This window comes from Gillisia xinjiangensis, assembly GCF_046298265.1.
GTDB lineage: Bacteria > Bacteroidota > Bacteroidia > Flavobacteriales > Flavobacteriaceae > Gillisia > Gillisia xinjiangensis.
This window is the reverse complement of sequence record NZ_JBKAHK010000005.1, coordinates 143348-162070: the sequence shown is the minus strand read 5'-3', so window position 1 is coordinate 162070 and position 18723 is coordinate 143348. Positions and strand designations below refer to the sequence as shown.

The window sequence follows — 18723 nt, the reverse complement described above, 5'->3', positions numbered from 1 at the left end:
TTTATATTTTAATATTCTACTTCATCATGAAAATTTTCTCCTAAATGCAATTAATAGACTGGATTGTACTTATTGGAACATTGATTTTTATTGCAGGTTACGGGGTATATAAAACCCGAGGCAGCAAAAATGTGAAAGATTACATCGGGGGTGGAAATGACGCCCAGTGGTGGACCATTGGCTTATCTGTAATGGCAACCCAGGCAAGTGCCATCACCTTTCTCTCTACTCCGGGACAAGCTTATCACGATGGGATGGGCTTTGTACAGTTCTATTTCGGACTTCCAATTGCGATGGTTATCATTTGTTTGGTCTTTATTCCAATCTATCATAAATTAAAAGTTTATACCGCCTACGAATATCTCGAAACCAGGTTCGATCTTAAGACCAGAACTTTAACCGCACTATTATTTTTGGTTCAACGCGGTCTTGCGGCCGGGATCACCATTTTTGCGCCAGCTATTATTTTGTCGGCAGTATTGGGCTGGAACCTTAACACACTTACCATTTTAATTGGTGTTGTGGTCATCATTTACACCGTTTCCGGAGGGACAAAAGCGGTAAATGTTACCCAAAAACAACAAATGGCAGTGATCTTTGCAGGGATGTTCACCGCGTTCTTTTTAATAGTTAGTTATCTCCCGGAAAACATCAGTTTCAGCAATGCATTACAAATTGCCGGCGCCAATGGCAAAATGGATATACTTGACTTTTCATTTGACCTGAGTAATCGCTACACATTTTGGAGCGGAATTATTGGTGGAACCTTCCTCGCCCTCTCCTATTTTGGAACAGATCAAAGCCAGGTTCAACGGTATCTTACCGGAAAATCGGTTAAGGAGATGCAACTGGGACTTATTTTTAACGGACTTCTGAAAGTTCCAATGCAGTTCTTTATTCTACTTACCGGGGTGATGGTTTTCGTTTTTTATCAGTTCAATCAGGCCCCGCTAAACTTTAATCCGGCAGCGCAGGAAGCGGTTTTAAATTCTGAATATTCCGGGGAATACCGGGATTTGATGGAAAGTAATGAAGCCCTTCAGGTAGAAAAACATTCTACAGCAATCCGGTATGGGGAAAGTTTGGAAATCCCCTCTTCCTTTGAAAATTTGCAGTACCGAAACAAAATGAAGGAGCTGGATGCTGCAGAAATCGGCAACCGGGAACGCGCAAGGGAACTTATCCTGGCTTCAAATGATGCCATGGAAACCAATGATAAGGATTATGTGTTTATCCATTTTATTCTGAATAATCTGCCAAGAGGATTGATAGGATTATTGCTGGCCGTGATCCTTTCTGCGGCGATGTCTTCAACCGCCTCCGAATTAAATGCGCTTGGTTCAACCACAACCATAGATTTATATAAACGGAATGTGCGGGAGGAAAAATCAGATGAACACTATGTTAAGGCTTCCAAATTATTCACTTTGGTATGGGGAATAATCGCTATTATATTTGCGAGTTTCGCCAATTTATTTGATAATCTCATTCAACTGGTAAACATCATAGGTTCTATTTTCTACGGAAATGTACTTGGAATATTTTTGCTGGCATTTTTCATCAAGTATGTGCAAAGCAACGCTGTTTTTGTAGCAGCCCTAATTACCCAGGCAATTATAGTTTTATTGTGGCTCTTTGACATAATGCCTTTTTTATGGCTCAATTTAGTAGGTTGCGCCCTGGTTATGCTTATCGCATTTTTACTGCAAACAAGCATCCACTCACCTGAAAAAATAACTTTAGATGACGACAACGAGAACCTTTAAATGGGGCATTATAGGCCCGGGAAAGATAGCCGGGAAATTTGCAACAGACCTGGCTATGGTCCCTGGAGCAGAATTATATGCAGTTGCCAGCCGGGATATTGAAAAAGCAAGGGCCTTTAGCACTGAATACCATTTTAAAAAAAGTTATGGTAGCTATGAAGAACTGGCTCTGGATACTGAAGTGGATATCATTTATATAGCTACTCCTCATGTATTTCATCATGAACATACGCTGCTTTGCCTTAAAAACAAAAAAGCGGTTTTATGTGAAAAACCCTTTGCGATTAACTCCCGCCAGGTTGAAGAAATGATACATGCTGCTGAAGAAAACAAGGTGTTTCTAATGGAAGCCATGTGGACTTATTTTCTCCCGCATTACCAATACCTGCTGGATCTTGTAAAATCCAAAAAATTCGGAACAATTAAAATCCTTGAAGCAGATTTCGGTTTTGCGGCGCCCTATTTGCCGGAAAAACGATTGTACAACAAAGTCCTTGGTGGCGGAAGTTTACTTGATATAGGTATCTACCCTTTGTTTGCAGCTTTAAGCTTAATGGGAGTTCCCACCACTATAAAAGCTCAGGCAAAAATGAGCAATACCGGTGTTGATGAAAGTTGTGACATAAATCTTACTTATAATAATGGGGCTGTAGCCGTTCTTTCCAGTGCAATCAATATTAAAACCCCTACCATTGCAACAATTAAATTTGAACACGCCATCGTTACACTGCAAAATAGGTTTCACGAACCTACATCTATAATCATTAATAGTGATGGGGAACAGGAAGAAATCAATTTTGAGGTAACTTCCCTTGGATATAATTATGAAGCGATCCATGTGCAGCAAATGCTCGCTGAGGGACGTACGGAAAGTACGATCATGACCTTTCAGAAAAGCCGTGAATTAATAGCACTGCTTGATACAGTAAGAGAAAAAATAGGGTTAATTTATTGAGGCTTTTACTCTCTGGTAAAGAGTCAGGATCGTTCCGTCTTTAGCGTAACTGCAAGATTCAAGAACCAAGACTTGATTTTAATTAACTAAAAAAAGCTCCCTTGGTAAAGAGAGCCTTTGAACTTTTCAATTTTGAACTTTGAACTTTGAATTTTTTCAATTCGCTCCCCATTCTTTAAGGTAATCTTTGTTCATTTTAACGTAATCGGCGTTTCCTGCTTTTTCAGCCGCAGCCAATGAAAGTTTTGCAGTTGCAATAGCCTCTTTCTTCATACCAAGATCGGCTTGAATAAGGGATTTTCTACGTAATATCCAGTATGGAGCATCCCCATTCTGCATTTCAAGCGCTTTATTAACCCATTCCAAAGCCTTCTTATTATCGATTTTTGCATCATGATAATAGGAGCCCGCTGCAAAAAAATCATTGGCAGAAGGTCCGCTCATTACTTTTTCAATGCTGGCAAGGGTTTTCGCATCTGTCGGGAATTTAATTGGCAGTGATGCCACGGTATTTTCCCAAACAATACTCAATACTGCAGCATCATTTTTTAAATCGTTCAAAAAGATGCTAAATGTTTCCATTGCAAAAGGAAGTTCAGAAACTTCGGCAGTAGCGGTAAGAGCCACTTTGCTGTCATCCCAGTTTGCAGGAGTTCCCCAGTTCGTAGCATCCGAATAGAACATCACCTCCCAGGAATCCTTTCCAGGTTTGGTAAATAAGGCATAAGTTCCCTTTTTTAGGGACTTTCCTGCTATTTCAACATCATCGCTAAAAGTAATTTTGGTGTTTTCGTTTGCACCGGTGCGCCATATTTTGCCAAAGGGAACCAGATTTCCAAAGATCACACGATCCCGCATTCCAGGTCTTGAATACTCGATTGTAACATCGGTAAGCCCAACTTTTTGCTCAAGTTTAGAAAATGGACTTGGTTGTGGTGCCTGAATTTGGGCGCTTGCTCCAAGAATGAACATTCCTGTACATAAAAAAAATAATAGTTTTTTCATAAAATAATATGTTTGTTTTCTCAAAGATACATAATTGAAGGTTTTATCAGCTTATTTTTTTACCACTAAAAATTAATTTTTGTTTAACTTTTTATTATTTTTATTAAACAAAATATGTTTTAGATTTGTAGAATAATTTGAAAGACATGAAAATATACACGCTTCATACAAAACAAAAACTTCCCATTAGTGTAAACGAAGCCTGGGAATTTTTATCAGATCCTAAAAATTTAAAGACTATTACCCCGGAATATATGGGCTTTAATATACTTTCAGGTGCAGATAGGGGTATGTATCCCGGGCAACTTATTCAATATATCGTTACACCTGTTGCCGGGATAAAAACCAAATGGGTGACAGAGATCACCCACGTAAAAGAAGGTGAATATTTTGTGGACGAACAGCGGTTTGGGCCTTATGCACTTTGGCATCACAAACATTTTATCCATCCTATTGAAGGTGGAGTGGAAATGGAGGATATTGTAGATTATAAACTTCCTTTCGGAATTTTAGGTCAGCTGGTGCACCCTTTACTGGTTGCCCCAAAACTTCAGGAAATCTTTAATTACCGAAGAAAAAAATTAACCGCTTTATTCGGGGAATATTCCTCTCAGGATGTTAAACCCACAACCCTGAAACAAGACATCTTAAATTAATTAAAAAAAATAGGCATGAAAAAAAATATAATTTTAATAGGAGGTTCCCACGGAATAGGTCTGGAAACAGCCAAAAATCTTGCTGAAGATCATAATGTGTTTATCGCATCCCGCACTTCGGAACAATTAGCCGATTTGAATGTTACGCATCTTGAGTTTGATGTGACACAAGACAAAATCGAAGATCTGGATCTTCCCGATACCATAGATGGTTTGGTATACTTCCCCGGAAGTATTAATTTAAAACCGTTCAAAATGCTGAAACCGGAGGCATTTCAGGAAGATATGAATCTTAATTTCATGTCCCTCGTCAAGGTTGTTCAGGGCTTATTACCAAAGTTGAAAAATTCTGAACAGGCAAGCCTGGTGTTTTTTAGCACTGTTGCAGTAAAAGTTGGAATGCCTTTTCACACCAGTGTTGCAGCAGCCAAAGGAGCTATAGAAGGTTTTTCAAAGGCTTTGGCAGCTGAATATGCACCGAGTTTCAGGGTCAATGTGATTGCCCCTTCCCTCACCAATACTCCGCTGGCTGAAAAATTGCTTTCCAACGATGACAAAAAGAAAAAGATGGACGAACGTCATCCCTTAAAACGCGTTGGAGAAGCTGAAGATATTGCCAATTTAGTAGTATTTTTACTTTCGGAAAAAAGCAGCTGGATGACCGGACAGGTTCTTGGTATGGACGGCGGTCTTTCTACTATAAATTTAAATTAATGAGCGAAAAAGTATCGGTATTCTGGTTTAGAAGAGATTTGAGATTAGATGATAATGTGGGCTTTCTGGAGGCGCTAAAAAGTGATTTTCCGGTGTTACCCATTTTTATATTCGACACAGAGATTCTTGAAAAATTACCCAAAGACGATGCCCGGGTTTCTTTTATACATGAGAACCTTCAGAAAATGCGAAAGGAATTACAAGAAAATGAAAGTTCCCTGGCTATATATCAGGGAAAACCCTCGCAGGTGTTTAAAGATCTTTTGAAAAATTATAAAATTCAACAGGTTTTCACAAACCGGGATTACGAGCCTTATTCTAAGGAACGGGATTCCGAAATAGAAAAATTGCTCGAATCAGAAAATGTCCAATTTCATACATTTAAAGATCAGGTGATCTTTGAGAAGGATGAAGTGGTAAAAAAAGATGGCGATCCTTATGTGGTTTACACGCCTTATATGCGAATTTGGAAAGAGGAATTTAAGAAAATCGACCTTAAAATTCATTATACTAGTCAGCACATAGATAATATGGTCAAAAATTCCCGCTTGCCCAATTTGAGTTTATCGGATATCGAATTTAAAGCATCAAAAATAAAAGTTCCCGACTATGAAGTTACCCCAGGCCTTATTCAGGAATATGAGGCAAAGCGGAATTATCCTGCCCTGGATGCGACATCACATTTAGGACCTCATTTAAGATTTGGAACAGTAGGAATTCGGAAAATGATTAAAAAAGCTATTTCTGAAAAAAATGAGATCTTCTGGAATGAGCTTATTTGGAGGGAGTTTTTTATGCAAATCCTGTATCACTTTCCGCGGATAGAAAATGAATCTTTTAAAAAGAAATATGACCGGATACCCTGGCGCAATAATGAAGCTGAATTTGAGCTTTGGAAAACTGGAAAAACGGGATATCCGCTGGTTGATGCAGGAATGCGGCAACTCAATGAAACAGGATTTATGCACAACCGGGTACGGATGCTGGTAGGCAGTTTTTTATGCAAGCATTTGTTGATAGACTGGCGATGGGGAGAAACATATTTCGCCGAAAAATTACTCGATTATGAAATGGCTTCCAATGTAGGGAACTGGCAATGGGTAGCAGGCTGTGGCGTAGATGCAGCTCCTTACTTCAGGATTTTTAATCCAACAACACAAATTAAGGATTACGATAAAGATCATACATATATTAAGAAATATGTAAAGGAATTTGACACGGATGACTATCCGGAGATGATGGTAGATCATAAAGAAGCCCGGGAACGGGCATTACGGGTTTACAAAGAGGCGGTTTCAGAATAATCTTTTAAAAAAATCACTTGTAATGAGTAAAGCACTCTGGTAAGATTAAAAAATGAGCAGCATTTAAAAAACTTACGTTTCTGCTTTGATTATTCTTTATAACCGACTTTATTTGCAATCGTTACCAGAATCGGGATGTGGTGCAGTCCGGTAGCATGCACGGCTGGGGGCCGTGTGGTCGCAGGTTCAAATCCTGTCATCCCGACAAGCACAAAAAGTGATGCGAGAGTATCACTTTTCTTGTTTTTGAAACCCGTGCAAAGGAACTTTGCATACGGGGAGGAAAAACAAGAAAAGTTGCAGGTGGCAGCCTGCAATACTTTTTGTATTTCCAGCGATGGATGTAATTAGGATTATCTAAATCCTGTTGTCTCGTAAAGTTCCCTTTGCATACGGGAGAAAAAACAAGAAAAGTTGCAGGTGGCAGCCTGCAATACTTTTTGTATTTCCAGCGATGGATGTAATTAGGATTATCTAAATCCTGTTGTCTCGTAAAGTTCCCTTTGCATACGGGAGAAAAAACAAGAAAAGTTGCAGGTGGCAGCCTGCAATACTTTTTGTATTTCCAGCGATGGATGTAATTAGGATTATCTAAATCCTGTTGTCCCGTAAAGTTCACTTTGCTAGCGGGGAGGAAAAAACAAGAAAAGTTGCAGGCGAAAGCACGCAATACCTTTTGTATTTCCAGCGACGGATGTAATTAGGATTCTTTAAATCTTCAAAGATCTAAAATTTTCTCAAATCTCGACTTCCGTGAAGTACACGTACAATTCGAATGTGATTTTTAAAAATCCGGTAGAAAATAATATGCGAAGCATAAGGAAAGCTGAAAAGCCCTTCCTTTATTTCATCACGGTGCTTACCTATATTAATATTTTTCAGGAGAAGTTCAAAATAAGATCTCAGTTCAATCAAATAATTTAAAGCCTGGTCTTTTCCAAATTTCTGACGCCCACAATCATAAATGGAATCAATATCTTCCTAAGTTTTTTCTGATAGATTATAATAATCCATCAAGACTTTTTCCTGGTTTCAATAATTTGATCCATAGTCAAAGAACTATCCGGGCCGTCCCAACCCATTTCAATTTCTCTTCTTAAATCCTGAATGACTTTTTCGCGATAGATGCCGTGAAGCCGTAAAGCATCTCTTATAACTTCGCTGTTATTCTGGTATTCTCCGGAAGCTACTTGCCTGGAGATATATTCTTCCTGCTTTTTTGTGAAACTTATATTCATGACTTTTGTCTATATCTATCAAATATAGACATATTTATGAAAAATAGGAAAAACCGTTTTTGATTTTTTCGAATCAGAGATCTCAGGTCGACTCCCGGTTGTTTCAATTTAATAAATGTCGCAAATACCGCTAGAGCGCATTATAAATTATCAAACCGCCAAATAAAAATGCAAATGGCGCAATCAATCGGAAATAAAATGGCTTAAGTATAGCTGCGCTTTTCGTTGAATAATTATGATGTATGCTTCTCGGTACGCCAAAAAGTATCACAGAAGTTATTAACATAAACCATCCTAAAATATAAAACGCCTCGGGAAATTTGGAAAAATCGGAATATAAAATAATTACAATAGCCAGAATTAATCTGATTGTAATTTCTGTATAGTTTATAAAATTGGTACTGCCGGCTTTTCTTAAAATCCTTACTGCTTTTTTTGGGGCAAAAAGCATAAGGAATCCAGCAAAAATAACATGTATCCCAAACAGGATTACGATGTATTTTCCAATTATAATCATCCTGTTTTCTGTTCAGTTTTAAAAAATGTTAGCCCCGGAAATTTATTAATTCCTACATAACCAATAATACCAAATCCCCCTGTTAAAGCCCTGATTTTCATTTATAAATAAGCTTGAGTTTTTTCACGGCATTTTCGGGCAGTCCAAAACTGACTTTTGAGAGCAATTTTCTTAAGAATCATTTTACTTTGCAAACTATTCTTTGATCATGATCAAAAGCATTTTGAAACGTTCAGTAGCTGTTAAAGAATGTGGCACATTAGCTGGCATAATTATCATCTCTCCTTCTTTAAGCTGATACTCGACACCCTTTATAGTTATCTGACATTCTCCGTCAATGATGATGGCTGTTGCATCAAAAGGAGCGGTATGTTCACTAAGTTCTTGCTCTTTATCAAATGCAAAAAGAGTGGTATTCCCGTTTGAATTTTTGGATAGTATCTTACTCACAGTTGATGCGTCCGAATAAGATATAAGCTCTTTCAGATTGAAGGTTTTTGCTGTTTCTAAGTGTTTTTTCATGATATAATCATAGTTGACCTTGATTCAACGTTCCAACCTTTTTGGGTTGTCCCTTAGAGGAACCCGGAACTTCACGTGGCAGCTGTTGCATCGCTGGATCAGTTCCGTCGTCCGGTTGACAATCTGATCCAACTTCTTATCGTCGGCCGCCTGGGCAAGCTACTTAGCTTTATTATGCAAGTTTTTATCTGCGGTTACGAAATTTTTTAACCCCTCTTTGCCCAGAATTACCGCTAAGAATTACCGCTAAATGAAAATGTGCTTGATTCAAATTTATTAAATTTTAAAATTATACAGTAACGCCAAAGATATATCCTACTAAAGCCGATAGTCCCATTGCAATTGTGCCCCATATTGTAATTCGTAAAATTGCTATTTTTACACCTGAACCTCCTGTTTTTGCAGAGGTTGCTCCTAAAATAATAAGAAATATAGTTGTGAAACCGTAAAGCCAATATTCCATTCCTTTTAATGGTGTAAAAAGCACTACCAAAAGTGGCAATACGCCACCAACAGTAAATGACGCACCTGATGCTATGGCTGCTTGTATTGGGTTGGCCTGACTTATCTCATTTATTCCCAATTCATCTCTAATATGGGTCCCCAATGCATCGTATTCAGTCATTTCAAGAGCTACTTGCTTTGCTGTTTCCTTTTTTAGTCCCCTATTCTCATAGATTTGAGCTAACATATTCAACTCTGTTTCCGGCATTTCTTCAATCTCTAATTTTTCTCTTTCAATATCTGCTTTTTCGGTGTCTGTTTGCGAACTTACAGAAACATATTCTCCAGCGGCCATAGATAATGCACCAGCAACAAGTCCTGCTACGGTTGCTAAAAGAATAGGTTCTCTTGTTGAACTTGCAGCAGCAACACCAATTGCAAGACTTGCAACAGATATTATTCCATCGTTTGCACCCAAAACAGCAGCTCTTAACCAATTGCTTCGGTTTATGTAATGGGGATCTAAGTAATTGTCTATCGTTACCTTTTTCATTTATTTTCTGTCTGTTGTTTCAAATTGCGCCCAATCTAGTTTTCCCTTATAAATATAAGGGAAAATCATTGTTTTTTATGGTCATTTTAAATTTATAAGTAGAGCGTTATTGTAAAGTTGAGGTTGGTGATAGTTTAGATTTTGAGTGAAATCATTTCAGCGAAGAGAAGCCAGTGAGACTTCTATTATTTGCCTGAAGAAACAAAGGTGATTTGGATTAAAGTGGGGAGTCATTGTCTGCTGGATGTTTAATATGCTTAATTTGATAAAATATGATCCAGACCATCTTCAATTGGCTAAAACCTTAAGGTTTCAGTCATTATTCCAAAACGAATGACACTTATTTGATGCTGAAAATAGATATTATAATAGTCCATTCCGTGATAAAATTGGACAAACAGGCCAATATCTTCCAGGAATTTTGGATGATAATAAAATCTCAAACTTGCATTAAGTCTGTTTAAATCAAAAGTTTCCCAGTCATTCACATTGTCCATCATCCAACTGGTTTCAGCCTTTACAGAGAAATTGGCTTTGCTGTTCCCTGAATAATTGCCGTTCAAAGGAAGCTTATATGCTAAAAAGGTGTTATGCCAGCGCAATCCACTGTATTTTCCCTGCATTTCATCGAGCATCCAGGTTTTTGGATGAAACTCAACAGAACTTTTAAAAAACCTGAAAGCATTATGCTTATTGTTATAAAATGCTTTGAGGAATCCCAGCTCGATGAAATTAGTGGCAAAATTTCCGGATATCAAATTGATAGTTCCATTTTTATCATAAAAATCTCCATTCTGCCCATTGGAATGATGCGCTATTTTCCCAAATAAACTAAGTTTATTTATGGATCGTTCACTTCCAGTTAAAAAATAAAATGTAATATTAGGCATATAGCTGGGTGTTCTTACCGGGTAGGAGAATTCGTCATACATCCTGACGATAATTTGCGGGGTAAGAACCGCCATTAATCTTGAATCTTTCCGCTCGCGAATTTTAAACCCGGGGCTTACATTGGCCTCAAAAATAAGTGGCTCTAAATTCCCAATGTCGGTGGGAAAGGTAATATAGCTATCACCCTGATTTACCAATGCAATTTGATCTAAGCTAAGATTTGATGTTGTTTCTGCAACTGACTGTGCAAAAGCAAGGTTTGAGATAAAACAAACAAATAAAAACAGGTAATCGCGTGGTTTCATAAGCACATTCATTTTGTTCTGTATACTCCTTACAGATAATTCAGGAATAATATCCTAACAATAATTTTTGTGTGAAGGATTTTCTTCTCTTTTATATTTCATTACATATAAATAATTTTAACATCCATTGTCATATTTGAATCTACCGGGAAGCTGGCCTTAGAAAAGTTGGGACGATTTGAAAATCCGATGGATTGATAATTTGAGATACCAACACCTTCATTTGGTATGGGCAAAAGAAATTTCTTGTCTATTTTTCCATTTTCATTTTCATCGTGTAAAATAGATATGGCATACTTTCCTTCCGGCAAGTCATTAAAAGTTAGTGTGGATCTGTCATTGCTTATTTCCGCGATCTCTTTTCTATAGTATCTTTCATATTTTTCGTCGGGAATGGATCCATCCCTGTTATATAAAGCGTATTGCACCACCCCTTTTGAATTCCTTAAATTCTCAACATTAATAATAACTGAATAGAGGTTTTCCTGAGGTGCTTGTGCCATTGAGGATCCAAATGTAAAAATGCCCAGCAGGACCAGTAAGGTCTTTATGTTTGTTTTCATTTTTTATTTTTTATAAGGTCTTTTTTAAATGCAAAGAAGGCAAGAGTCCCGGTAATAGCTATTCGAAAGGAAAGCGCCTTCAGGGTTTCTGTTTCGTAATTTTCTCCATTTATCAGGAAGAAAATAAAAACAATAAGGTTGACAATAAGAATTATCAGGATTCCCAGTAAAAGCTGCAAAGTCCATTTTTTGGAATATTTAAACCCTATAGCGACCAACAGATATAGCAGGCCGGTAATAAGATTCCCCCACAGAACGAATGAAGGGTAATTTCCCTCTTTTCCCAATATGTCTGAATACCCGAATAGAACAGAACTACTGGCAAATAAGGTTATTACTCCCAATATTGCGACAGCTAAACTCAAGAGGTTTTCCGATTTAAATATGCCCATTTCTTTGTTTTATTGAATGATGTGCCTAATCTTAATTTGTTTTTTTATAACTCCAAACAGCCAGCGCATTCATAATAAGGGCATACCCTGAAATGATCGCTAACTGCGGAATAATATCTTTAAAGCCAGATCCTTTGAGCATTACCATTCTGATTATTTCCACAAAATACCTGATAGGATTCAACAGGGTTATTTTTTGAGCCCAATCTGGCATACTCTCTATTGGCGTGAAGAGGCCACTCATCAGAATAAAAATAACAATAAAGAACCAGGCAATAAACATAGCCTGCTGTTGCGTATCGGTGTAATTGGATATAAACAAGCCCATACCCAAAACCACCAGGAGATAAACAGAGGTAAACAGATAAATAAGCGGAATGCTTCCTATCATTGGCACTGCAAAAATGATCTTCGAAATAAGAAGACCTACCGTCATAATAAGTAGTCCCAACGCCCAGAATGGAAATAATTTTCCAATTATGAACTGGTACTTCTTTATTGGGGTAACATTGATTTGCTCCAGGGTTCCTATTTCCTTTTCCCGCACAATGTTCATTCCCGATAGAAAAAGAGTTAGCATAGTAACCAGTAGCACCAGGATTCCCGGTACCATAAATATTTTGTAGTTCAGCGTATTATTGTACCAGAAGGAAGGGACGTTTAAAACTTCAATTTTCTGATTTTGTTGGGGATTAAAACCGATGGCGCTAATGGCAATATTCCTGTTAAATTTTTTGATGATCTGATTGACATAAACACTTTCTACTCCTGCTTTTGAACCATCTATGGCATTGATGTATACACCCAGATCAGCCTGCTGCTCGCGAATAAGGTCCGTGTGAAAATTTGAAGGGATCTCAAGGATAACATCTACTTCTCCTTTTTCCATGGCCTCATAAGCCAGCCTGTGGGAAGGGAAGGATTGAAGCACATTAAAATAGGTGGAGGCCTCAAAATTCTTAACAAGGGATCTGGAAGTTGAGCTTCTGTCCTGGTCTACATAGGAGAATTTAATATTTTCAATATCGAAGGTGGCTGCATTCGATAAAACTATCAACTGCAGTAAGGGAAGAACAAAGATAATGGGTAACATCCCTTTGTTCCTGAATATTTGCCGGAACTCCTTCTGTATGATATATCCAATTGTCTTCATTATTCTAATCTTATTTTATATTTTTTAATACTCAGGACAATCAGAAAAACAGCCATAACAATCAGGATCACTGTTTCCTTCCATAGATAAACAAGTCCAACTCCTTTAAGCAGGATACCTTTCAGAATTATTATAAACCATTTTGCAGGAATAAAGTGGCTGATATATTGCAGCGGAGCAGGCATACTGGAAATAGGAAAGATGAATTCAGATAAAAGGATCACGGGCAACATCAATCCCATAAGTGAGATCATCATTGCTGCCTGCTGGGTTTCAGCAATTGTCGAGATCAAAATTCCCAGGGAGAGCGCAGTAATAATGAACAATACGGTTTCAAAAGCCAGGAGGATCAAACTGCCTTCTATGGGCATTCCAAAAACTGTTACACCCAGAATAAGAATGACCAAAGCATTTATAATGGAAAGGAAGATATAAGGGAATACTTTCCCTATAATCACCTGGAAAGGTTTCAATGGAGATACCAGTAAGATTTCCATAGTTCCCAATTCTTTTTCCCGTGTAATTGAAATGGAGGTCATCATAGCAGATACCAGCATGAGTATAACTGTCATGACCCCTGGCAGAAAATTGAATACACTTTTAAGCTCCGCATTATAGAACATCCGAGTCTGAATATCTATTTGAACACCCGGAGCGGATGTACTGTTCAGTTCCTGCTGATAATGTTGAATTATGGACTGCACGTAATTAACGATGGTGTTCGCCGTATTGGGTTCTGTAGCATCGGTTATTACCTGGATCTTTCCAAGATGGAGCGCATGTAGATTTTCAGCGAATCCTTCTTCAAAGACCAGGAAAGCTTTAACTTCCCCTTTTTTGAAAACAGCTTCTAATTCATTTTCATTTTCCACAACATTATCTATCGTGAAATATTCTGAGGCATTTATTTTGTTGATTATTTTTAGGGTCTCATTATCTTTTGACTTATCCAGGATCCCAATTTCTACATTATTGATTTCATTGGTTATGGCAAAACCGAAGAGCAGGATCTGGGCTACAGGCATTCCAAATAAAATAAACATGGATCTTCTATCACGAAAAATGTGATAAAACTCCTTTTTTACAAATCCTATAAAACGTTTCATATGTAGATACTTATTGTTTTTTATTGGTCATATGTAATTCGCATATCTTCATTGGTGTTTGCATCGAGTTTCCGTTATGCTCATTTCATAAGTTTATTAAATTATTCGATATTTCTTGCCAGCTTAAGGAAAACGCCATCCATGGAATCGACCTTATACTCCTTTTTCAAATTTTCAGGGGTGTCCAGCGCCTCAATTTTTCCTTCTACCATGATGGAAACCCGGTCACAATATTCGGCTTCATCCATATAATGTGTGGTAACAAATACAGTTGTTCCTTGTGAAGCCTGTTTATAAATCAATTCCCAGAATTGCCTTCGGGTTATGGGATCTACACCCCCTGTGGGCTCATCCAGAAAAACGATCTTGGGGTCATGGATTAAAGCTACCGAAAAAGCCAGTTTCTGCTTCCAGCCCAATGGAAGTGCCCCAACCAGTTTATTGGCTACATCTTCCAATCCCAAACTTTCAATTATTTCCTGAATTTTTGTTTTTATTGTTTTTCGGTCAAGCCCATATATCCCCCCGAAAAAGGTGATGTTCTCTTTTATGGTGAGATCATCATACATAGAGAATCTCTGACTCATATAACCTATATTCCTCTTGATCTGGTCCGTTTGCGAATAAACATCCAAACCTGTGACAGATGCCTCTCCTGAAGTTGGTTTTGAGATCCCGATGAGCATTTTCATCGCTGTGGTTTTACCCGCACCATTTGCTCCCAGGAAACCAAAAATCTCTCCTTTATACGTTTTAAAGGCAATTTCATTTACTGCGGTGAATTCACCAAATTTCTTGGTAAGGTTCTCCACCTCTATAACTGTTTCTTCAGACTTCATTTGCTGCAGGTTTTAAGTCCTTAGTCCTTGCCAGATCCATGAAAACATCTTCAATTCCCGGAGTGGTTGGCTCAATACGAATATCCTTATGACCTTTTTCTGATAAATATCTTTTAAGGTTTTCAGGTGAAAAGTCTGAATTTGAATGGGTGTAATGGACAAATTCTCCAAAAGCATAAATACTCTCATTCCCCGGAAATTCCTTTAAATCTGTAATAACCGCATGCATATCATGGGCTTTTACATTGAAGATTTGCTTCTCATGCTGATCAATAATATTTGAGGGAGAATCGATTTTAAGTATTTTCCCGGCCTGGATAAGCGCGATCCGGTCGCAAAGAGACGCTTCGTCCATATATGGAGTTGAAACCAAAGTCGTAATTCCTTTGTCATTCAGTCTTTTCAACATATCCCAGAATTCCTTTCGGGAAACCGGGTCTACTCCGGTAGTGGGCTCATCCAGGAATAAAACCTTGGGCTTATGAATAAGGGCACAGGAAAGTGCCAGCTTTTGTTTCATTCCTCCTGAGAGTTTTCCGGCCCTTCTTTTTTTGAAAGGTTCAATCTGGACATAAATATCTTTGATCAAATCGTAATTCTCTTCTACGGTAGTACCGAAAATTGTAGCAAAAAACTCCAGGTTTTCTTCAACAGTCAGATCCTGGTAGAGGGAAAATTTCCCAGGCATATACCCTACCGAATTTCGGATTTTCGTATAATCCTTCACTACATCATAGCCTGCAACTGTAGCTTGTCCTTTATCAGCGAAAAGCAGCGTGGTAAGTATCCTGAAAAGGGTTGTTTTTCCTGCGCCATCCGGGCCAATAAGCCCAAACAGTTCCCCCTGTTTCACATCAAAGGAGATGTTCTCCACAGCCGTGACCTTTTTGTAAGATTTGGTAATATTATTTAATGTGATGCTCATGCTGCTGTTTTTATTGATCTACTCTGATGCTGACAACCACATTTCAGCAGGCATTCCTATTTTAAGGGAACCGTCATTCGCTACTTTTACGTCTACTGCATAGACTAGATTGGCTCTTTCTTCCTTGGTTTGAATCGTTTTAGGGGTGAATTCCGCCGAGGAGGAGATCCATGTAATTCTCCCGGGATAAGATTTCATATCTTCCTTTTTTGAATCAATTTTCACCTGTACATCCTGTCCCACTTGAATATCTGAAAGCTGGGTTTCACTTATGTACACGCGCAGGGTCAAAATCTCCATATCGGCAATCTTGTATAATGGTCTCCCAAAACTGGTAACTTCGCCGGCCTCCGCATACTGGGCTAATACGGTTCCTTTTAATGGATTCTCCACCATACTTTTTTCTATCAAATCATCGATCTTTGCAATTTGAGCTTCAATCGATTGAACCTCATTCACAATAGGCGAGTTTTTAGTTTTAACATTATTTATCTCTTCCCTTATTACGTTAACTTCACCTTCAGCCTGGTCTACCTGCCTTTGTGTTGCAGCCTTTTCGGCAAAAAGATTCTTCATTCTCCTTTCCTCCCGTTCAACCAGTTTTAATTTTTGATTTAAAACTTCTATCTGAGAAAAAACACCCTGGGATTTAGATGCTACTGTTTTTTTAGAAGCCAATAACTGCTGTTTTTCCAAATGAAGCTGGGTAGTATCAATAAGAGCCACCTGAATTCCTGCTTCAATTTCATCCCCTTCCTGAATATTGAAATGTTTTATTTTCCCCTGGGCTTCTGAAGAAATTGTGATTTCTGTGGCCTCAAAGTTTCCATACCCGTCTGCCCTGTCCTCATCACTGCAGGATGTAAAGCCGAAAATTGAAAATGATATCAGTATTGCTATTCTTTTTTTCATCGTGGTTTATTTTTCAGAATTTCCTTTGATCACCTTGTAATTTGCTTTCGCCATTTCAAGATCGATCTCGTGAAGTTGTTGGTTTATTTTTGCTTCGTATAAATTGTTGAATTCGGTTAAATAATCTGAAGGAGTGATAATTCCATTGTTTAGTTGTGAATTTGAGGTTTCTACGATATCCTCACGTAAAACTATGATTTCCCTGTCCCTGATCAGCAATTTTTGAATCTTGTCAATTCTCATCTGCGCCTCCTCCAGTTCAATATTGTTATTGAAATTGAAGGTTTCTCTTTCTGCATTGATCAGATCCTTTGAAATATCAATTGATTTTTTCTGTTCTTTAACCTTTCCCCAGTCAAAAACATTCCAGTTCAGTTTCACTCCGACCATGTAAAAATCCTGAAATGAATTATCAAGGAAATTATAACCCGGTTTACCATAGCCTCCCTGCGCAAATCCATAGATATTTGGAAAAAGGCTTTTTGAGAGCAGGTCTTTGTTTTGATCGAGCTCTTCTTCTTTGAGTTTGAAAAATGCAGTTTCGGGCCGTAATCCCCCGGCCTCAAAAGCCATTTCCTGTTCAGGTAACTCCAGGATAGTAGTAGTGTCTACAGGTTTGGCAATATAAGCCGAGAGGGTTTTTAGTGCGGTATGCAGCTGGGATTCCAATTCATCCTGTTGTTGATTAACTTTTAATTTTTCAGCCTTTAAAACGTTCTCTGAAGCAGGTAAAGCTGTTCCATATTTAACCTGGGTTTCCAGTTCCTTGGTCCGTTCGGCCAGCACATTTGCTTTGGAGTCCAATAGTTCCATTTGCTCCCGAAGCTGCAGGACACCAAAATAGTAGCTGTTGATCCTTTTCTTTATTTGGTAAAGAGTAATCCTTACTTCCTGTAACTGCGACTGTAATTCAATATCAGTAAGTTTCTTTCGTGCATTTATGCGACCTCCATTAAATATCAATTGTTCAACATCCAGGCTGGCCCGGTATTGATCCTTATCAACCGATTCGAAACTCTGTTCGCCAAAATCTATCGGAATTTCCGTAACATCCGATTGATAACTTGCTTTTGCATTGAGGTTGAGTTTTGGCAAATAATCCTTTTGTATCGCTTCCTGTTCCCTGACGGCTTTTTCTTCCAGCAGTGAGATTTGACTAACCAATGGATAATTTTTTTCTGCCAGATCATAACATTCTCCAAGAGTCAGGATTTCCTGAGCAGGAGAAGCCATAGAGAACAAAAGCAGCATTAAAACATGTATCTTTTTCATTCCTTAACTTGTATGTAATTGATTAAAATTCCTGTAATCTCTTCTTTTCGCTCTTCCATAAGATGTTTGTATTCTGAATCATCAATTTTCAGAAAACCTTTGATCAATGGAGCAGCCAGGAAGGGAAAAATATTGAGTGACAGGAGATGAATAAAAAGCTGCTCGGCCTTTATAGGTTTAATAGTTCCATCCTGCACTTCTTTTTCTACCTGGGCCTGAAATTTCCGGAAATCGGGAAAGCCTTTTTTGGCCTGCAGGACCTTGATGAAATCTGCATCCCGGTTAAGCTCCTGGATAACAAAATTTGGCAGGTAAGGATGCTTTTGCATAAAAGTAATGTAGCTATGAGTGAAGTTTTCAATCTTTTGAAAAAGGCCGGTATCCTCATTCAATACACGGTTGATCTCAGGAGCAATCAGGGAAAAGGCCTTTGTAAAAACGGCCTCAAACAAAAAGCGTTTGCTTCGGTAATAGTAATGGAGCATAGCTTTATTTATTCCTGCTTCATCAGCGATCTCCTGCATTCTTGCCCCATCCATTCCCTTGCGCTGAAACACATTTTCAGCAGCATTTAAGATATGATCTTCTGTATTTTCGTCTTTCGTTTTCATCAACTAAATTGTTTAACCAAATGAATTAACCAAATGGTTGACAAATATAACTATTTTTATAAACTTTTTCTAATTCTTCT

Annotated in this window: 20 protein-coding genes and 1 tRNA gene; 6 read left to right on the top strand and 15 right to left on the bottom strand. The window is 38.1% G+C overall.

Features of this window, described 5'->3' with window-relative positions; all coding sequences use genetic code 11:
- Window positions 1–44 precede the first annotated feature (44 nt).
- A complete protein-coding gene (locus ACKGJN_RS10235) occupies window positions 45–1766 on the top strand; it encodes a sodium:solute symporter family protein (RefSeq protein WP_409539396.1) in 1722 nt (573 codons plus the stop codon).
- On the top strand, window positions 1744–2721 hold the full coding sequence (locus tag ACKGJN_RS10230; protein ID WP_409539395.1) for a Gfo/Idh/MocA family oxidoreductase: 978 nt from the start codon (window positions 1744–1746) through the stop codon (window positions 2719–2721). The genes ACKGJN_RS10235 and ACKGJN_RS10230 overlap by 23 nt, the downstream gene beginning before the upstream one ends.
- A gap of 156 nt (window positions 2722–2877) precedes the next feature.
- Here the strand turns inward: ACKGJN_RS10230 and ACKGJN_RS10225 are convergent, their stop codons facing one another.
- Complete coding sequence (locus tag ACKGJN_RS10225; RefSeq protein WP_409539394.1) at window positions 2878–3726, bottom strand: DUF2911 domain-containing protein; 849 nt, start codon at window positions 3724–3726, stop codon at window positions 2878–2880.
- A gap of 146 nt (window positions 3727–3872) precedes the next feature.
- On the opposite strand from ACKGJN_RS10225, the gene ACKGJN_RS10220 reads away from it, so the two are divergent.
- The 4 genes from ACKGJN_RS10220 to ACKGJN_RS10205 all read left to right on the top strand — a co-directional run bounded on the left by ACKGJN_RS10220 (window position 3873) and on the right by ACKGJN_RS10205 (window position 6605).
- Window positions 3873–4382: an SRPBCC family protein gene (locus ACKGJN_RS10220; RefSeq protein ID WP_409539393.1), complete on the top strand. Its 510-nt coding sequence runs from the start codon at window positions 3873–3875 to the stop codon at window positions 4380–4382.
- 15 nt (window positions 4383–4397) lie between these two features.
- Complete coding sequence (locus ACKGJN_RS10215) at window positions 4398–5096, top strand: SDR family NAD(P)-dependent oxidoreductase (RefSeq protein ID WP_409539392.1); 699 nt, start codon at window positions 4398–4400, stop codon at window positions 5094–5096.
- Complete coding sequence (locus tag ACKGJN_RS10210) at window positions 5096–6400, top strand: cryptochrome/photolyase family protein (RefSeq protein ID WP_409539391.1); 1305 nt, start codon at window positions 5096–5098, stop codon at window positions 6398–6400. Before ACKGJN_RS10215 ends, ACKGJN_RS10210 begins: the two co-directional genes overlap by 1 nt.
- Window positions 6401–6531: 131 nt before the next feature.
- Window positions 6532–6605, top strand: a tRNA-Pro gene (locus ACKGJN_RS10205).
- 521 nt (window positions 6606–7126) lie between these two features.
- On the opposite strand, the gene ACKGJN_RS10200 is transcribed toward ACKGJN_RS10205, so the two are convergent.
- The 14 genes from ACKGJN_RS10200 to ACKGJN_RS10135 all read right to left on the bottom strand — a co-directional run bounded on the left by ACKGJN_RS10200 (window position 7127) and on the right by ACKGJN_RS10135 (window position 18643).
- Complete coding sequence (locus ACKGJN_RS10200; RefSeq protein WP_409539565.1) at window positions 7127–7375, bottom strand: type II toxin-antitoxin system RelE/ParE family toxin; 249 nt, start codon at window positions 7373–7375, stop codon at window positions 7127–7129.
- Between the two features lie 38 nt (window positions 7376–7413).
- On the bottom strand, window positions 7414–7638 hold the full coding sequence (locus ACKGJN_RS10195) for a type II toxin-antitoxin system ParD family antitoxin (RefSeq protein ID WP_409539390.1): 225 nt from the start codon (window positions 7636–7638) through the stop codon (window positions 7414–7416).
- A 712-nt stretch (window positions 7639–8350) separates the two neighbouring features.
- Window positions 8351–8605 (bottom strand): cupin domain-containing protein, encoded by a 255-nt coding sequence (locus tag ACKGJN_RS10190; RefSeq protein ID WP_409539389.1) that lies wholly within the window; start codon window positions 8603–8605, stop codon window positions 8351–8353.
- A gap of 361 nt (window positions 8606–8966) precedes the next feature.
- Entirely contained in the window at window positions 8967–9674 is a 708-nt protein-coding gene (locus tag ACKGJN_RS10185; RefSeq protein ID WP_409539388.1) for a VIT1/CCC1 transporter family protein, read from the bottom strand.
- Window positions 9675–9970: 296 nt separating this feature from the next.
- Complete coding sequence (locus ACKGJN_RS10180; RefSeq protein ID WP_409539387.1) at window positions 9971–10870, bottom strand: hypothetical protein; 900 nt, start codon at window positions 10868–10870, stop codon at window positions 9971–9973.
- A 101-nt stretch (window positions 10871–10971) separates the two neighbouring features.
- Entirely contained in the window at window positions 10972–11433 is a 462-nt protein-coding gene (locus ACKGJN_RS10175) for a DUF2141 domain-containing protein (RefSeq protein WP_409539386.1), read from the bottom strand.
- On the bottom strand, window positions 11430–11825 hold the full coding sequence (locus ACKGJN_RS10170; protein WP_409539385.1) for a hypothetical protein: 396 nt from the start codon (window positions 11823–11825) through the stop codon (window positions 11430–11432). Before ACKGJN_RS10170 ends, ACKGJN_RS10175 begins: the two co-directional genes overlap by 4 nt.
- Before the next feature lie 31 nt (window positions 11826–11856).
- Window positions 11857–12978: an ABC transporter permease gene (locus tag ACKGJN_RS10165; protein ID WP_409539384.1), complete on the bottom strand. Its 1122-nt coding sequence runs from the start codon at window positions 12976–12978 to the stop codon at window positions 11857–11859.
- Window positions 12978–14084, bottom strand: coding sequence for an ABC transporter permease (locus ACKGJN_RS10160; RefSeq protein ID WP_409539383.1), 1107 nt, complete (start codon window positions 14082–14084; stop codon window positions 12978–12980). Before ACKGJN_RS10160 ends, ACKGJN_RS10165 begins: the two co-directional genes overlap by 1 nt.
- A gap of 101 nt (window positions 14085–14185) precedes the next feature.
- Complete coding sequence (locus ACKGJN_RS10155; RefSeq protein ID WP_409539382.1) at window positions 14186–14923, bottom strand: ABC transporter ATP-binding protein; 738 nt, start codon at window positions 14921–14923, stop codon at window positions 14186–14188.
- Window positions 14913–15848 (bottom strand): ABC transporter ATP-binding protein, encoded by a 936-nt coding sequence (locus ACKGJN_RS10150; protein ID WP_409539381.1) that lies wholly within the window; start codon window positions 15846–15848, stop codon window positions 14913–14915. Before ACKGJN_RS10150 ends, ACKGJN_RS10155 begins: the two co-directional genes overlap by 11 nt.
- 18 nt (window positions 15849–15866) lie before the next feature.
- Complete coding sequence (locus tag ACKGJN_RS10145; RefSeq protein ID WP_409539380.1) at window positions 15867–16760, bottom strand: HlyD family secretion protein; 894 nt, start codon at window positions 16758–16760, stop codon at window positions 15867–15869.
- Window positions 16761–16766: 6 nt separating this feature from the next.
- Entirely contained in the window at window positions 16767–18032 is a 1266-nt protein-coding gene (locus ACKGJN_RS10140; RefSeq protein ID WP_409539379.1) for a TolC family protein, read from the bottom strand.
- Entirely contained in the window at window positions 18029–18643 is a 615-nt protein-coding gene (locus ACKGJN_RS10135) for a TetR/AcrR family transcriptional regulator (RefSeq protein WP_409539378.1), read from the bottom strand. The genes ACKGJN_RS10140 and ACKGJN_RS10135 overlap by 4 nt, the downstream gene beginning before the upstream one ends.
- Window positions 18644–18723 lie beyond the last annotated feature (80 nt).

Coding starts and splice junctions, on each gene's coding strand:
- ACKGJN_RS10235 (WP_409539396.1), top strand. CDS start 45: ATGCAATTAATAGACTGGATTGTACTTATTGGAACATTGATTTTTATT.
- ACKGJN_RS10230 (WP_409539395.1), top strand. CDS start 1,744: ATGACGACAACGAGAACCTTTAAATGGGGCATTATAGGCCCGGGAAAG.
- ACKGJN_RS10225 (WP_409539394.1), bottom strand. CDS start 3,726: ATGAAAAAACTATTATTTTTTTTATGTACAGGAATGTTCATTCTTGGA.
- ACKGJN_RS10220 (WP_409539393.1), top strand. CDS start 3,873: ATGAAAATATACACGCTTCATACAAAACAAAAACTTCCCATTAGTGTA.
- ACKGJN_RS10215 (WP_409539392.1), top strand. CDS start 4,398: ATGAAAAAAAATATAATTTTAATAGGAGGTTCCCACGGAATAGGTCTG.
- ACKGJN_RS10210 (WP_409539391.1), top strand. CDS start 5,096: ATGAGCGAAAAAGTATCGGTATTCTGGTTTAGAAGAGATTTGAGATTA.
- ACKGJN_RS10195 (WP_409539390.1), bottom strand. CDS start 7,638: ATGAATATAAGTTTCACAAAAAAGCAGGAAGAATATATCTCCAGGCAA.
- ACKGJN_RS10185 (WP_409539388.1), bottom strand. CDS start 9,674: ATGAAAAAGGTAACGATAGACAATTACTTAGATCCCCATTACATAAAC.
- ACKGJN_RS10180 (WP_409539387.1), bottom strand. CDS start 10,870: ATGAAACCACGCGATTACCTGTTTTTATTTGTTTGTTTTATCTCAAAC.
- ACKGJN_RS10175 (WP_409539386.1), bottom strand. CDS start 11,433: ATGAAAACAAACATAAAGACCTTACTGGTCCTGCTGGGCATTTTTACA.
- ACKGJN_RS10170 (WP_409539385.1), bottom strand. CDS start 11,825: ATGGGCATATTTAAATCGGAAAACCTCTTGAGTTTAGCTGTCGCAATA.
- ACKGJN_RS10165 (WP_409539384.1), bottom strand. CDS start 12,978: ATGAAGACAATTGGATATATCATACAGAAGGAGTTCCGGCAAATATTC.
- ACKGJN_RS10160 (WP_409539383.1), bottom strand. CDS start 14,084: ATGAAACGTTTTATAGGATTTGTAAAAAAGGAGTTTTATCACATTTTT.
- ACKGJN_RS10155 (WP_409539382.1), bottom strand. CDS start 14,923: ATGAAGTCTGAAGAAACAGTTATAGAGGTGGAGAACCTTACCAAGAAA.
- ACKGJN_RS10150 (WP_409539381.1), bottom strand. CDS start 15,848: ATGAGCATCACATTAAATAATATTACCAAATCTTACAAAAAGGTCACG.
- ACKGJN_RS10145 (WP_409539380.1), bottom strand. CDS start 16,760: ATGAAAAAAAGAATAGCAATACTGATATCATTTTCAATTTTCGGCTTT.
- ACKGJN_RS10140 (WP_409539379.1), bottom strand. CDS start 18,032: ATGAAAAAGATACATGTTTTAATGCTGCTTTTGTTCTCTATGGCTTCT.
- ACKGJN_RS10135 (WP_409539378.1), bottom strand. CDS start 18,643: ATGAAAACGAAAGACGAAAATACAGAAGATCATATCTTAAATGCTGCT.